Annotated in this window: 16 protein-coding genes; 5 read left to right on the top strand and 11 right to left on the bottom strand. The window is 54.8% G+C overall.

Annotated features, from left to right (window positions below):
* Positions 1-46: 46 nt before the first annotated feature.
* From arcB to mtgA, 3 genes are all read left to right on the top strand, one after another.
* Positions 47-2,380, top strand: coding sequence for an aerobic respiration two-component sensor histidine kinase ArcB (arcB, locus tag ACRDD5_RS00175; protein ID WP_438675542.1), 2,334 nt, complete (start codon positions 47-49; stop codon positions 2,378-2,380).
* A 229-nt stretch (positions 2,381-2,609) separates the two neighbouring features.
* Entirely contained in the window at positions 2,610-3,263 is a 654-nt protein-coding gene (elbB, locus tag ACRDD5_RS00170) for an isoprenoid biosynthesis glyoxalase ElbB (RefSeq protein WP_438675541.1), read from the top strand.
* A gap of 26 nt (positions 3,264-3,289) precedes the next feature.
* On the top strand, positions 3,290-3,985 hold the full coding sequence (gene mtgA / locus ACRDD5_RS00165) for a monofunctional biosynthetic peptidoglycan transglycosylase (RefSeq protein ID WP_438675540.1): 696 nt from the start codon (positions 3,290-3,292) through the stop codon (positions 3,983-3,985).
* Here mtgA and npr read toward each other — a convergent pair.
* From npr to ACRDD5_RS00110, 11 genes are all read right to left on the bottom strand, one after another.
* A complete protein-coding gene (gene npr, locus ACRDD5_RS00160; protein WP_047058971.1) occupies positions 3,982-4,254 on the bottom strand; it encodes a PTS phosphocarrier protein NPr in 273 nt (90 codons plus the stop codon). The two genes, mtgA and npr, sit on opposite strands and share 4 nt — an antisense overlap.
* Positions 4,251-5,105 (bottom strand): RNase adapter RapZ, encoded by an 855-nt coding sequence (rapZ, locus tag ACRDD5_RS00155; protein ID WP_271268326.1) that lies wholly within the window; start codon positions 5,103-5,105, stop codon positions 4,251-4,253. Before rapZ ends, npr begins: the two co-directional genes overlap by 4 nt.
* Before the next feature lie 45 nt (positions 5,106-5,150).
* Positions 5,151-5,642, bottom strand: coding sequence for a PTS IIA-like nitrogen regulatory protein PtsN (gene ptsN / locus ACRDD5_RS00150; protein ID WP_271284351.1), 492 nt, complete (start codon positions 5,640-5,642; stop codon positions 5,151-5,153).
* 82 nt (positions 5,643-5,724) lie between these two features.
* A complete protein-coding gene (hpf, locus tag ACRDD5_RS00145) occupies positions 5,725-6,012 on the bottom strand; it encodes a ribosome hibernation promoting factor (RefSeq protein WP_271284352.1) in 288 nt (95 codons plus the stop codon).
* A 22-nt stretch (positions 6,013-6,034) separates the two neighbouring features.
* Positions 6,035-7,468, bottom strand: a complete 1,434-nt coding sequence (gene rpoN, locus ACRDD5_RS00140) for an RNA polymerase factor sigma-54 (protein ID WP_271284353.1) — start codon at positions 7,466-7,468, stop codon at positions 6,035-6,037.
* Positions 7,469-7,515: 47 nt separating this feature from the next.
* Complete coding sequence (gene lptB / locus ACRDD5_RS00135) at positions 7,516-8,241, bottom strand: LPS export ABC transporter ATP-binding protein (protein ID WP_271284354.1); 726 nt, start codon at positions 8,239-8,241, stop codon at positions 7,516-7,518.
* Positions 8,242-8,247: 6 nt separating this feature from the next.
* Complete coding sequence (lptA, locus tag ACRDD5_RS00130) at positions 8,248-8,802, bottom strand: lipopolysaccharide ABC transporter substrate-binding protein LptA (RefSeq protein ID WP_271284355.1); 555 nt, start codon at positions 8,800-8,802, stop codon at positions 8,248-8,250.
* Positions 8,771-9,346: an LPS export ABC transporter periplasmic protein LptC gene (lptC, locus tag ACRDD5_RS00125; RefSeq protein ID WP_438675539.1), complete on the bottom strand. Its 576-nt coding sequence runs from the start codon at positions 9,344-9,346 to the stop codon at positions 8,771-8,773. The genes lptA and lptC overlap by 32 nt, the downstream gene beginning before the upstream one ends.
* Entirely contained in the window at positions 9,343-9,909 is a 567-nt protein-coding gene (gene kdsC, locus ACRDD5_RS00120; protein WP_271284629.1) for a 3-deoxy-manno-octulosonate-8-phosphatase KdsC, read from the bottom strand. Before kdsC ends, lptC begins: the two co-directional genes overlap by 4 nt.
* A gap of 14 nt (positions 9,910-9,923) precedes the next feature.
* On the bottom strand, positions 9,924-10,910 hold the full coding sequence (gene kdsD, locus ACRDD5_RS00115) for an arabinose-5-phosphate isomerase KdsD (RefSeq protein ID WP_271284357.1): 987 nt from the start codon (positions 10,908-10,910) through the stop codon (positions 9,924-9,926).
* 13 nt (positions 10,911-10,923) lie between these two features.
* Positions 10,924-11,901 carry a calcium/sodium antiporter gene (locus ACRDD5_RS00110; RefSeq protein WP_271284358.1) on the bottom strand — a complete coding sequence of 326 codons (978 nt, stop codon included), beginning with the start codon at positions 11,899-11,901 and terminating at the stop codon, positions 10,924-10,926.
* Between the two features lie 230 nt (positions 11,902-12,131).
* On the opposite strand from ACRDD5_RS00110, the gene mlaF reads away from it, so the two are divergent.
* Together mlaF and ACRDD5_RS00100 are read left to right on the top strand one after the other, a co-directional pair.
* The gene (gene mlaF, locus ACRDD5_RS00105) at positions 12,132-12,944 is read left to right on the top strand and encodes a phospholipid ABC transporter ATP-binding protein MlaF (protein ID WP_271284359.1); all 813 of its coding nucleotides are present in this window, start codon (positions 12,132-12,134) and stop codon (positions 12,942-12,944) included.
* A gap of 7 nt (positions 12,945-12,951) precedes the next feature.
* Positions 12,952-13,543, top strand: a 592-nt coding sequence (locus tag ACRDD5_RS00100; RefSeq protein ID WP_438675538.1) for an MlaE family lipid ABC transporter permease subunit, incomplete at its 3' end; no start/stop codon positions are given.

Raw genomic sequence — 13,543 nt, 5'->3', positions numbered from 1 at the left:
TGGAATTTGCGTATGATTGTGCGATAACGTCGTGAAGAGATCCCCTATGAAGCAAATTCGGTTACTGGCGCAATACTATGTCGATCTGATGATGAAGCTTGGCCTGGTGCGCTTCTCCCTGCTGCTGGCCCTGGCGCTGGTGGTGCTGGCGATAGTGGTACAGATGGCCATCACCATGGTGCTGCATGGCCAGGTCGAGAGCATCGACCTTATTCGCTCCATTTTCTTTGGTCTGCTGATCACCCCGTGGGCGGTCTATTTCCTGTCGGTGGTGGTGGAGCAGCTGGAAGAGTCCCGCCAGCGTCTGACCCGGGTGGTGGAAAAGCTCGAAGAGATGCGCGAGCGCGACCTGAAGCTTAACGTGCAGCTGAAGGACAACATTGCCCAGCTCAATCAGGAAATCTCCGATCGCGTAAAGGCCGAGGCCGAGCGCCAGTCCACGCTGGAACAGCTCAGGGTCGAGATGATCGAACGCGAGCAGACGCAAATTCAGCTCGAACAGCAATCCTCCTTCCTGCGCTCGTTTCTCGATGCTTCGCCTGACCTGGTCTTTTATCGCAATGAAGATAAAGAGTTCTCCGGCTGCAACCGGGCAATGGAACTGCTGACCGGCAAGAGCGAAAAACAGCTGGTTAACCTGCGGCCGCAGGATGTGTATTCGGAAGAGGCGGCGGCCAAAGTGATCGAAACCGACGAGAAGGTGTTCCGCCATAACGTTTCGTTGACCTACGAGCAGTGGCTCGACTACCCGGATGGGCGTAAAGCCTGCTTCGAAATTCGCAAAGTGCCTTACTACGATCGCGTCGGGAAGCGCCACGGGCTGATGGGCTTTGGCCGCGATATTACCGAACGCAAGCGCTATCAGGATGCGCTGGAGCGCGCCAGCCGCGACAAAACCACCTTTATCTCGACCATCAGCCACGAGCTGCGCACGCCACTCAACGGTATTGTCGGCTTGAGCCGCATTCTGTTGGATACCGATCTGACGGCCGAGCAGGAAAAATACCTCAAAACCATTCACGTCTCGGCGGTTACTCTGGGTAATATCTTCAACGATATCATCGATATGGATAAGATGGAGCGGCGCAGAGTCCAGCTGGATAACCAGCCGATAGACTTCACCAGCTTCCTGGCGGATCTGGAAAACCTCTCCGGCCTGCAGGCCCAGCAGAAAGGGCTGCGCTTTGTGCTGGATCCAACGCTGCCGCTGCCGCATAAAGTGGTGACGGACGGTACGCGTCTGCGCCAGATCCTGTGGAATTTGATCAGCAACGCCGTCAAATTTACCCAGAGTGGTCAGGTCGCGGTGCGCGTGCGCTACGGCGAGGGCGAGATGCTGCAGTTCGAAGTGGAAGATTCCGGGATCGGTATTCCGCAGGAAGAGCAGGACAAGATCTTCGCCATGTATTATCAGGTGAAGGACAGCCAGGGCGGCAAGCCCGCCACCGGCACCGGCATTGGTCTGGCCGTCTCGCGCAGATTAGCCAAGAGCATGGGCGGAGATATTACCGTCACCAGCAATCCTGGCAAAGGTTCGCTGTTTACGCTCAGCATTAATGCCCCTGCGGTAGCTGAAGAGGTGGAAGATACCTTTGACCAGGATGAGATGCCGCTGCCCGCGCTGCACGTGCTACTGGTTGAAGATATCGAGCTGAACGTGATTGTCGCGCGTTCGGTGCTGGAGAAGCTTGGCAGCAGCGTGGATGTGGCGATGACCGGTAAAGCTGCGCTGGAGATGTTCACCCCGGGGGAATATGACCTTGTGCTGCTGGACATCCAGCTGCCGGATATGACCGGGCTGGATATTTCCCGCGAGCTGACGCAACGCTACGCCCAGGACGAGCTACCGCCGCTGGTGGCGCTGACCGCCAATGTGCTGAAGGATAAACAAGAGTATCTGGATGCCGGGATGAACGACGTGCTGAGCAAACCGCTGGCGGTTCCGGCATTAACCGCGATGATCAAGAAATTCTGGGACACCCGTGATGAAGAGGAGAGCACCATGACGACAGTAGATACCGAAAAAGCGCAGTCCTTACTGGATATCACCATGCTTGAGCAGTACATCGATTTAGTCGGTCCGAAGCTGATCACTGACGGTGTCGCCATGTTCGAAAAGATGATGCCGGGGTATTTGAACGTGCTGGAGTCAAATCTGACGGCGCGCGATCAAAAAGGGATCGTCGAAGAAGGGCATAAGATCAAAGGCGCGGCGGGCTCTATTGGCCTGCGTCATCTGCAGCAGCTGGGTCAGCAAATCCAGTCACCCGATTTACCGGCATGGTCTGATAACGTTGGTGAATGGGTTGAAGAGATGAAGCAGGAGTGGCAGAACGACGTGGCGGTGCTGAAAGCGTGGGTGGACAGCAGAAAAAAATGACCCCGGCTAAACCGGGGTGCGCGAATACTGCGCCAACACCAGGGAAATTATGGCTGCGCCTTAATTGTTATTTTGTAGCAGATGGGCGTAGCCTCAAAATTCAGGCCGTAAGCAGTTAAGATAGCAAATCTTAAATAAGTTGTTACATGAATCAGTTAAATGTGTGAAGCATACCGTTTTAATCAGAATTATTAATGGGCGTGTAACATAGTTCAGAGGGATCGACAGGATGAAAAAAGTAGGCGTAATACTGAGCGGCTGCGGCGTTTACGATGGATCCGAAATCCACGAGGCGGTCCTGACGCTGCTGGCACTGGCACGCAGCGGGGCACAAGCCGTCTGCTTCGCACCGGATCGAACCCAGTCGGATGTCATTAATCACCTCACCGGCGAGCCAATGGCGGAAAGCCGGAACGTCTTGATCGAAGCGGCGCGGATCGCGCGCGGACAGATTCGTCCTCTTAACCAGGCCCGTGCAGATGAGCTGGATGCGCTGATTGTGCCGGGAGGCTTTGGTGCGGCAAAAAATCTCAGCGATTTTGCCCGCGAGGGCAGCGCCTGTCAGGTCGACAGCCATTTAAAAAGCCTGACGCAGCAGATGCATGCCGCAGGTAAACCGCTGGGCTTCATCTGTATTGCACCGGCAATGCTGCCGGCAATCTTTGATATTCCGCTGCGTCTGACCATCGGCACCGATATTGATACCGCCGAAGTGATCGAAGACATGGGCGGGGAGCATATCCCGTGCCCGGTGGAAGATATCGTGGTCGACGAGGACAACAAAATCGTCACCACCCCCGCCTATATGCTGGCGCAAGATATTGCCGAAGCTGCAGGTGGCATTGAGAAGCTGGTGGCTCGTGTGCTGGTGCTGGCTGAATGAGATTGAAACGCCCGCGAGCAGGCTGGATGAGACGGATGGTCGTGCGCATTTTGCTGATGCTGGCGGTCTTCTGGGGTGGCGGTATTGCCCTGTTTAGCTTTCTGCCGGTGCCCTTTTCGGCGGTGATGATTGAGCGCCAGCTGAGCCGCTGGCTGAGCGGGGATTTCAGCTATGTTGCCCATTCAGACTGGGTGAGTATGGATGAGATCTCCCCGTGGATGGGGCTCGCGGTCATTGCTGCAGAAGATCAGAAGTTTCCCGATCACTGGGGCTTTGACGTCGGCGCAATTGAAAAGGCCTTAGCGCATAACGAGCATAATGCGAGCCGGATCCGCGGGGCGTCGACGCTGTCTCAGCAGACGGCGAAAAATCTGTTTCTGTGGGATGGGCGCAGCTGGGTACGTAAGGGACTGGAGGCCGGGCTGACGCTGGGCATCGAAACGGTGTGGAGCAAAAAGCGCATCCTGACGGTGTACCTGAATATTGCGGAGTTTGGCGAGGGCATATTTGGCGTTGAAGCGGCATCACAGCGCTATTTTCGTAAACCGGCAAGTCGTCTGACGCCGTCAGAGGCCGCGCTGCTGGCGGCGGTGTTGCCCAATCCGATTCGCTTTAAGGCCGGTACGCCATCCGGCTACGTGCGCAGCCGTCAGGCGTGGATCATGCGCCAGATGCGCCAGCTAGGCGGAGAAGGGTATATGCAGGCGCATAACCTGCATTAGTCTTCATCAAACCCGGCGTTAAACAGCGCAATAACGGCAGCCAGCGCCTCTTCTTCCTGTGGGCCGGTAGCTTCAATTTCGATCTGGCGACCCTTGGCGGAATCCAGCATTAGCAAGGCAATCACGCTGTTGGCTTCCGCTTCGGTGCCTTCGTCGTTACGCAGCAGCACTTCCGCGTCAAAACCCTGCATCAGTTCAAACAGCTTCATCGCCGGGCGGGCATGCATGCCCAGCTTGTTGGTGATTTCAACGGTCTGCTTTACGGTCATGTTTTGCGTTTTTCCAGCGTACGATGACGAGACTGCACGTTTTTACCGCGTGAGCGGAAATAGTCAGCCAGTTGCTCAGCAATGTAAACCGAACGGTGCTTACCACCGGTACAGCCAATCGCCACCGTCAGATAGCTGCGATTGTTTGTCTCCAGCATGGGCAACCAAAGTTCAAGGTAGCTGCGCGTCTGATAGATAAAGTTATGCACTTCAGTATGTCGGTCGAGGAATGCGGCCACCGGCTTGTCGAGGCCGGTCATCGGACGCAGCTTAGGATCCCAGTGCGGGTTCGGCAAAAAGCGAACGTCAAATACATAGTCCGCATCGATAGGAATGCCGTGCTTAAAGCCAAATGACTCGAACACCATCGTCAGTTCACGCTCGCGTTTGCCCAGCAGGCGCGTACGCAGCATCTCTGCCAGCTCATGGACGGACATTTCCGAGGTATCGACGATCAGATCGGCCCGGGAGCGCAGCGGCTCCAGCAGATCGCTCTCCTGATCGATCGCGCTTTCCAGCGACAGATTTTTACTCGAGAGCGGATGCAGGCGACGGGTATCGCTGTAGCGGCGGATCAGCGTATTGCGATCGGCATCAAGGAACAGCAGCTGAGGTGAAAACGCCTCCGGCAGACTGCTCATCGCTTGCTCAAAGATTTCTGGCGATTCAGGCATGTTGCGCACGTCAATACTGACCGCGGCAGAAATCTGCCGTTCGGCCAGCGTCCGCGCCAGGTCGGGCAGCAGGACAACCGGCAGGTTATCCACGCAGTAAAAGCCCATATCTTCCAGTGCTCGCAGGGCCACTGACTTCCCTGAACCTGAACGACCACTGACGATCATCAGCACCATGTACCGTTTCTCCTCAGGACTGCAGATGTCAACGCCATCGCCCGATTACGCATCACCCTGATTGCCTTCTGTTTCCGTAATGATTTGATAGAGCTCTTCATCGCTTTGTGCCGCGCGCAGACGACGACAGATGGTCTTATCCGCCAGTCGTTTGGCCACCAGCGAGAGCGTGTGCAGATGCGTTTTTGTCTGGTCAGCGGGCACCAGTAGCGCAAACAGTAGATCGACCGGCTGGTTATCAATGGCATCGAACGCGATCGGCGTTTCAAGCTGCACAAACACGCCCACGGCACGCAGGGTATCTTCTTCCAGTTTGCCGTGTGGAATGGCGATGCCGTTGCCGATGCCGGTACTGCCCATTTTCTCGCGGGTCAGAATGGCTTCGAACACCACCTGCGATGGCAGGCCCAGCTGTTTTGCGGCCAGTTCACTGATGATCTCCAGCGCACGTTTTTTGCTCTGGCAGTGAACCGCACTGCGGGTACATTCCTGATTAAGGACGTTGCTCAGTTGTAGAGTGGAATCGTTATTCATCATAATTTCACCTAAGCGCTAACTGTACAAAGGGCCCGTTGTGTTTCACAACAGGCCGTCCTGCACCCGTTAACAGCCCGGACAATTAGTGTTGTTTCAGTTTATCTTTATGTTTGTTTAGCTGCCGGGCCAGCTTGTCAATCAAGCCGTCGATAGCCGCGTACATGTCCTGCCCTTCCGCACTGGCATGGATTTCACCCCCGTTGACGTGCAGGGTCGCATCCGAGATATGAGTCACTTTTTCCACTTTTAACACAATGTAGACCTGATTGATCCTCTCGAAATACTGTTCAAGCTTGGCGAATTTGGTGTTAAGAAAATCGCGCAAGGACTCTGTGATTTCGACGTTGTGTCCAGTGATGTTGAGCTGCATAGTGTCTTCCTTATCGGTTGTGTCAAACCAGTTGTTTACGCTGGTTAGACGGCGGAATGGATAAAGACTCTCGATACTTCGCAACAGTGCGGCGTGCGACCATGATACCTTGTTCGGACAGCATGGTGGTCAACTTACTGTCACTCAGTGGTTTCGCGGGGTTTTCCGCGGCGATCAACTTCTTCACCAGCGCCCGAATAGCCGTCGACGAGGCTTCGCCGCCGCCTTCGGTACTCACATGGCTGGAGAAAAAATACTTAAGCTCAAAAATACCGCGCGGGCTGTGCAGATACTTCTGCGTTGTCACGCGGGAAATCGTCGATTCATGCATTTCGACGGCCTGGGCGATATCGGCCAGCACCATCGGTTTCATATACTCATCACCCTGTTCAAAAAACGCCTGCTGCTGCTCAACGATGCAGCGGCTTACGCGCAGCAGCGTGTCATTGCGGCTCTCGAGGCTTTTAATCAGCCAGCGCGCCTCCTGGAGGTTGCTGCGAATGAACTGGTTATCGGAGTCGTTGCGCGTGCTGGTACACATTGACGCGTACTGCTGGTTGATTTGCAGACGCGGAATGCTGTCGGCGTTGAGCTCCACGGTCCATAGACCGTTGTGCTTGCGCACCAGCACGTCCGGAATGACGTACTCGGGTTCACCGGCCTGGATAGACTGACCTGGACGCGGATCAAGCGACTGGATCAGATTCACCGCTTCCTTCAGCACATCTTCTTTCAGCCGGGTAACGCGCATCAGCGAACGGAAGTCATGATTCGCCAGCAGATCCAGATGTTCGCTGATGATCAGGCGCGCCTCTTCAAGCCACGGCGTCTCTTTAGCGAACTGGGAAAGCTGGATAAGCAGGCAGTCACGTAAATCTTTGGCGGCGACACCGACCGGATCGAAACGCTGAATGCGCTTCAGTACCGCCTCAACCTCTTCAAGTTCAAGCTCATCATCGCCAATGCTCTCAAGAATGTCGTCCAGCGAGACGGTCAGATAGCCCGTCTCATCGACGGCATCGACTATCGAGGTGGCGATGGCACGATCGGTATCGGAAAACGGTGTCAGCTCCACCTGCCACATCAGGTAATCCTGAAGCGTCTGGGTGGTTTCACCCTGATAGACGGGGAGTTCATCGTCCTGGTAGTCTGCACGTGTGCCGGACGGTGTTCCGGCGGTGTAGATTTCATCCCAGCTGGCATCGAGCGGAAGCTCGTCAGGCATCTCTTTTTGCTCAAGGGCCTCAACCGTGTCGAGGGCCTCTTTGTCCTGAGGCTGCTGGGTTTCTATCTCTTCGTGAAGATCGGTTTGCTCGAGCAGGGGGTTACTGTCCAGTGCCTGCTGAAGTTCCTGCTGGAGTTCTAACGTCGACAGTTGCAACAGACGAATGGCCTGTTGTAACTGCGGTGTCATCGCCAGCTGTTGGCTGAGCCTTAATTGCAAACCTTGCTTCATGTTCAGAGCATTTTTCTCCGTTTACGCGAGACTAAACTTCTACCCTATCAGAGTCTGAAGTCTTCCCCAAGATACACGCGCTTAACATGCTCGTCTTCAAGGATCTGCTGCGGTGTACCGTGGGCAATAAGATGGCCCTGGCTGACGATATAAGCACGTTCACATACCGCCAGCGTTTCACGGACGTTGTGATCGGTGATGAGTACACCAAGGCCGCTGTCGCGCAGATGCTCGATAATGCGTTTAATGTCGATAACGGAAATGGGGTCAACGCCCGCGAAGGGTTCATCCAGCAGGATAAATTTCGGGTTGGCGGCCAGCGCGCGGGCAATTTCCACGCGGCGACGTTCACCTCCGGAAAGCGCCTGACCGAGGCTGTTGCGCAGATGCTCGATATGGAACTCTTCCATCAGCTCATTGGCGCGATCGTTGCGCTGTTCCGCAGACAGGTCGTCACGGATCTGCAGGACCGCCATCAGGTTGTCGAACACGCTCAGGCGTCGGAAAATCGAGGCTTCCTGCGGCAAATAACCGATGCCACGGCGCGCACGCGCGTGAAGGGGCAGCAAGCTGATGTCTTCATCATCAATAATGATGTTACCCGCATCGCGCGGCACAATCCCGACCACCATGTAAAAGGTGGTGGTTTTACCCGCACCGTTAGGACCCAACAGGCCGACAATTTCGCCGGAGTTGACGGTCAGACTGACATCTTCCACTACGCGGCGGCCTTTGTAGGCTTTGGCGAGATTCTTTGCAGTTAATGTTGCCATAACGAATTAGTTACTCTTTTTCTGTGCCGGAGCCTGATTGTTGTTTTTGTCCTGCAACTGCGATGGAACAAGTACGGTCGTGACACGCTTGCCCTTTTCGCTAAAGGCCTGCATTTTTTGCTCTTTCACCAGGTAGGTGATTTTGTCGCCTTTAATATTGCTGTCGAGCTGCTCCAGGAACGCATTCCCGGTCAGGACGACGAAATCCTTCGCCAGTTCGTAGTGCATCTGCGAAGCGCGGCCTTTGACGGGCTTACCGTTATCCTGCATCTGATAGAAGGTGGCCGGGTTACCATAGCCATCAATGACCTCTTTCCCGTCTTCGCCGCCTGGACGGGTGACAACAACCTTGTCGGCGTTGATTTTGATGGTACCCTGGGTCACCACGACATTGCCGGTAAAGGTCACTATATTACCCTGCATATCGAGTGACTGTGTGTCGGACTCGATATGGATCGGCTGCTCGGTATCACCCGTTACAGCAAGCGCGGGCAGGCTGACGGCCAGCAGCGCGCTGGCGATGATAAAATTAAGGCTGAGTTTGTTTGTTTTGAATTTCATAAGAGGTTCTAACCTTTTCAATCAGCTCTGCGTTCTTGCTGCGTAAGTTCCCGCGCATTCTCAGACCGCTGGAATTAAATGTGGTGCCATATAACGTAACCAGATCCTGCGACGTCACATCCTGAGTCACAAGGTTAATCTGAGCGTTATCGGTGGTGATTTTGCGCAGCTGTGAGTCAGCGGTCAGCGCATTCACTTCAACATGACCATACAGATAAAGCATACGGTCATTCGTCAGTTTTGCCCGGTCTGATTTAATCGACCATGTCGGAATTTTATTGGCATCAAAGGTGGTCATCACCGGTTGGGTAAACCACGACACACCCTGTTCGGAAAAATACTCAACGTGCTGAGCGATAAGGCGGTAGTTCAGGGCGCCTTCCGGGCTGTAAACCACCGTATCGCTGTGATCGCTTTTATAAGTTGGGTCGTTGGTGTTCACCGTCGGCGCTTGCGCGTCGTCCCGGTCAGCGAGGTTTACGCCAATCAGTACAAGTGCGACAAGCGAAAGCAGAATAATCACCCAACGTCTGGATTTACTCATATCGATTGCCCTTTGGCCTCATCAAGCTTACCTTGCGCCAGCAACAACAGGTCGCACACTTCCCGGACTGCGCCGCGGCCGCCGTCAATGCGGGTGACATAGTCAGCACGCGGGATCAATAGCGGATGGGCATCGGCAACGGCGATGCTTAGACCCACTTCTGCCATTACTGGCCAGTCAATTAGGTCATCGCCAACATAAGCGACATTTTCCGGGGCGATAGCCAGTTTACCAACTAAGTCCCTGAAAGCGACCATCTTATCGGATTGTCCCTGGTAAAGATGGGTAATACCCAGCGTCTCGCAGCGATCTTCTACTAGTTTAGCCTTACGCCCGGTAATAATGGCAACTTCTATGCCAGAAGTGAGCGCGCAGCGAATACCATAGCCGTCGCGCACGTTGAAGGCCTTCAGCTCTTCACCATTATTACCCATATAAATCAAACCGTCGGACAGAACACCATCCACATCCAGAATCAACAGGCGAATGTTTTCTGCCTGCGCCATCATCTGCGTACTGACCGGGCCATAACAGGTTGCAAGGGATGCACCCGCATTACTCATTGTCTTATCCTTCATTACACTACGCCTGCGCGCAGCAGATCATGCATATGTACCACACCCAGCAACTGGTCGCCATCGGCAACCATAACGGAGGTGATGTGGCGGGACTGCATCAGGTTTAACACTTCGACGGCCAGCAGGCCGGAACGCACCCGGATGCCGCCAGTGGTCATCACGTCGGCGATACCCAGCTTGCGGACATCGACACCCATATCGAAAACGCGGCGTAAGTCCCCGTCGGTGAAGATACCTTCAATCTTCATCTGGTCGTCGCAAATGACTGTCATACCCAGATTCTTACGGGTGATCTCCAGCAGGGCATCACGCAGCGAGGCGGTTTTACTGACGTGCGGGATTTCGTCACCTGTGTGCATGATGTCGTTAACCCGCAGCAGCAGTTTACGCCCCAGCGCACCGCCCGGATGGGAGAGGGCGAAATCTTCGGCGGTAAAGCCGCGTGCTTCCAACAGGGCGACGGCCAGCGCATCGCCCATGACCAGCGCTGCAGTGGTGCTGGAAGTCGGCGCCAGGCCCAACGGGCAGGCTTCTTTTGGCACTTTGACGCACAGATGAATATCTGCGGCGCGCGCCATGCTGCTCTCCGGACGGCTGGTAATACAGATGAGGGGAACGTGAAGCCGCTTAAGCACCGGGATCAGCGCCAGCACTTCGTTGGATTCGCCGGAGTTGGATAACGCAATCACGATATCCTGAGCACTGACCATACCCAGGTCGCCGTGCGCCGCTTCGCCAGGATGGACGAAAAACGCGGTGGTGCCGGTGCTGGCAAAAGTGGCCGCCATTTTCCGCCCAATATGCCCGGATTTGCCCATTCCCATCACCACGACTTTGCCGGTGCAGTGAAACAGCGCCTCACATGCCGAACTAAAATCCTGATTAATGTATTGATCTAACTGCGCCAGACCTTCACGTTCAATCTCCAGAACCTGTTTTCCTGCTTTCTGAAAGTCAAAACCCGGCTGCAATTCTATTTGCGACATAATGCGTTTCCGTTTACCCAGAGAGAAGAGGCGAGAGCCAGTAAAGCATCGCCATCCATACGATAAATCCCACCGTCAGCAGCGCGCCCACGCCCTGACCAATCTGTTGCTTGCGCTGCCAGCAGAGCAGGGCGAAGATTGTGCTAACCACCACCATCACGCCGTAATCGCGGCTAAACGCAAGCGGGTTAAAAGCGCCTGGGGCTATCAGGGCTGGCAGGCCAAGCACGATCACAATATTGAAAATATTCGAGCCGATAATATTGCCAATCGCGATGTCATCCTCGCCTTTACGTGCTCCGGCGATGGCGGTGGCCAGCTCAGGCAGGCTGGTACCAATGGCAATCACCGTCAGGCCGATGGTTAACTCGCTCATAGCAAAGTAGTTCGCCAGAACCGTCGCGTTATCAACTATCATTTGCGTGGCCATCGGCATGATGATCAGTGCGACGCCCAGCCACAGTAATGCGACGGGTAAATTGCCTTCCCGCGGGAGCTCGGCAACCTGCTCCTGGGTTAAGGTGTCCTGGCCTTGTTTTTCAGCCGTTCTGGCAAGTTTTACAATGTAAAACAGCCAGATGATCGCCAGCGCCAGCAGAAATAAACCGTCGCTGAACGTTAACTGCCCGTCGTACAGCACGCAGCCTGCCAGCAGGCTGACAATTAACATTAGCGGCAATTCACGGCGCAGAACATCAGAATGCACGCGAAATGGATGCAGCAGCGCGGCAAGGCCCAGAATCAACAAAATGTTGACGATATTGGAGCCAATAGCGGTGCCGACAGCGAGATCCACCTGATCGTGCAGCGAGGCTGCAACGGAGACGATGATCTCCGGCAGGGAGGTGCCGATGCTGACCACCGTCATCCCAATAATCAGGGGGGGAATACCAAACAGACGACACAGAATTGATGCGGAGAACACCAGACGATCGGCACTGTAGACTACCAAAAGTAAACCAATTATTAACAGTGCCGTTGCTAAAAGCATCAAAAGTCCTTTCTTCAGGTATACTCGCCGGTCCACGGAGAAAAATTTCTCTGGCGCTGCATACAGTCTGTAGACGTAACGAATTCCTAATTTTGACTTTATGCGCCGTAAAAGTAAAACAAATGCCAGCTTTCGCTAACCTCAGTGGGTAATATTCTGTAAAAATGTTGGGTTTGCGGCTGAACTAAGCCTCATGGTGATCCTGCACCAGCAATAGAAAGGAAATGTACATGAGCCTGAATGGGGCGAATATTGTCGATGTCCGTGGCGTCAGCTTCACGCGCAGTAACCGGGTCATTTTTGACAACATCTCTTTGACTGTGCCTCGCGGTAAGATTACCGCCATTATGGGGCCCTCAGGTATTGGTAAAACCACCTTGTTGCGCCTGATTGGCGGCCAGATCCCCCCGGCAAGCGGAGAGATCCACTTCGACGGTGAGAATGTCCCGACTATGTCGCGCTCTCGCCTGTATACCGTGCGTAAACGCATGAGTATGCTGTTCCAGTCTGGTGCCCTTTTTACCGATCTGAACGTCTTTGATAACGTGGCCTATCCACTGCGTGAGCATACGCGTCTGCCTGCAGAACTGTTGAAAAGCACGGTAATGATGAAGCTCGAGGCGGTGGGGTTACGCGGTGCAGCAAAACTGATGCCTTCAGAGCTCTCAGGCGGGATGGCGCGGCGTGCAGCGCTGGCACGCGCCATTGCGCTGGAACCGGATTTGATCATGTTTGATGAACCTTTTGTCGGGCAGGATCCTATTACCATGGGCGTGCTGGTCAAGCTGATCTCCGAGCTTAATAGCGCCCTGGGCGTCACCTGCATCGTGGTCTCACACGATGTGCCTGAAGTGCTCAGCATCGCCGATTACGCTTACATCGTGGCGGACAAAAAAATTGTCGCTCACGGTAGCGCGCACTCCTTGCAGAATAACAGCGATCCACAGGTCCGACAGTTCCTCGACGGTATCGCTGATGGCCCTGTGCCGTTCCGCTATCCGGCAGGTGATTATCATCAAGATTTATTGGGAATAGGGAGTTAAGCCACTCATGCTGTTAAATGCGTTGGCCGCTCTCGGACACCGTGGCATAAAAACCATCAGGACGTTCGGGCGTGCCGGGTTGATGTTATTCAATGCGCTGGTCGGGAAACCGGAATTCCGCAAACATGCTCCTTTGCTGGTACGCCAGCTGTATAATGTCGGCGTCCTGTCGATGCTCATTATCATTGTTTCCGGTGTCTTCATCGGGATGGTGTTAGGGCTGCAGGGGTATTTGGTGCTGACCACCTATAGTGCGGAAACCAGCCTCGGCATGCTGGTGGCGCTCTCCCTGCTGCGTGAGCTGGGACCGGTGGTGGCTGCGCTGCTGTTTGCTGGTCGTGCCGGGTCGGCGCTGACCGCCGAAATCGGTCTGATGCGCGCCACTGAGCAGCTTTCCAGTATGGAAATGATGGCCGTCGATCCGCTTCGCCGGGTGATCTCACCGCGCTTCTGGGCGGGCGTGATCTCTTTGCCGCTGCTGACGATCCTCTTTGTTGCCGTCGGGATCTGGGGCGGGTCGCTGGTCGGCGTGCAATGGAAAGGGATCGATGCCGGGTTCTACTGGTCGGCAATGCAAAGTGCGGTGGACTGGCGCCTGG

Origin of the sequence: Silvania sp., from assembly GCF_051656365.1 — a bacterium.
Lineage (GTDB): Bacteria > Pseudomonadota > Gammaproteobacteria > Enterobacterales > Enterobacteriaceae > Enterobacter > Enterobacter hatchlandensis.
The sequence above is the reverse complement of the archived record's forward strand: the minus strand, read 5'-3'. Positions and strand labels throughout refer to the sequence as shown.

Excerpts from the sequence above, each read along its gene's own strand:
- arcB (WP_438675542.1), top strand. The coding sequence starts at position 47 with ATGAAGCAAATTCGGTTACTGGCGCAATACTATGTCGATCTGATGATG.
- elbB (WP_438675541.1), top strand. The coding sequence starts at position 2,610 with ATGAAAAAAGTAGGCGTAATACTGAGCGGCTGCGGCGTTTACGATGGA.
- mtgA (WP_438675540.1), top strand. The coding sequence starts at position 3,290 with ATGAGACGGATGGTCGTGCGCATTTTGCTGATGCTGGCGGTCTTCTGG.
- npr (WP_047058971.1), bottom strand. The coding sequence starts at position 4,254 with ATGACCGTAAAGCAGACCGTTGAAATCACCAACAAGCTGGGCATGCAT.
- rapZ (WP_271268326.1), bottom strand. The coding sequence starts at position 5,105 with ATGGTGCTGATGATCGTCAGTGGTCGTTCAGGTTCAGGGAAGTCAGTG.
- ptsN (WP_271284351.1), bottom strand. The coding sequence starts at position 5,642 with ATGATGAATAACGATTCCACTCTACAACTGAGCAACGTCCTTAATCAG.
- hpf (WP_271284352.1), bottom strand. The coding sequence starts at position 6,012 with ATGCAGCTCAACATCACTGGACACAACGTCGAAATCACAGAGTCCTTG.
- rpoN (WP_271284353.1), bottom strand. The coding sequence starts at position 7,468 with ATGAAGCAAGGTTTGCAATTAAGGCTCAGCCAACAGCTGGCGATGACA.
- lptB (WP_271284354.1), bottom strand. The coding sequence starts at position 8,241 with ATGGCAACATTAACTGCAAAGAATCTCGCCAAAGCCTACAAAGGCCGC.
- lptA (WP_271284355.1), bottom strand. The coding sequence starts at position 8,802 with ATGAAATTCAAAACAAACAAACTCAGCCTTAATTTTATCATCGCCAGC.
- lptC (WP_438675539.1), bottom strand. The coding sequence starts at position 9,346 with ATGAGTAAATCCAGACGTTGGGTGATTATTCTGCTTTCGCTTGTCGCA.
- kdsC (WP_271284629.1), bottom strand. The coding sequence starts at position 9,909 with ATGAGTAATGCGGGTGCATCCCTTGCAACCTGTTATGGCCCGGTCAGT.
- kdsD (WP_271284357.1), bottom strand. The coding sequence starts at position 10,910 with ATGTCGCAAATAGAATTGCAGCCGGGTTTTGACTTTCAGAAAGCAGGA.
- ACRDD5_RS00110 (WP_271284358.1), bottom strand. The coding sequence starts at position 11,901 with ATGCTTTTAGCAACGGCACTGTTAATAATTGGTTTACTTTTGGTAGTC.
- mlaF (WP_271284359.1), top strand. The coding sequence starts at position 12,132 with ATGAGCCTGAATGGGGCGAATATTGTCGATGTCCGTGGCGTCAGCTTC.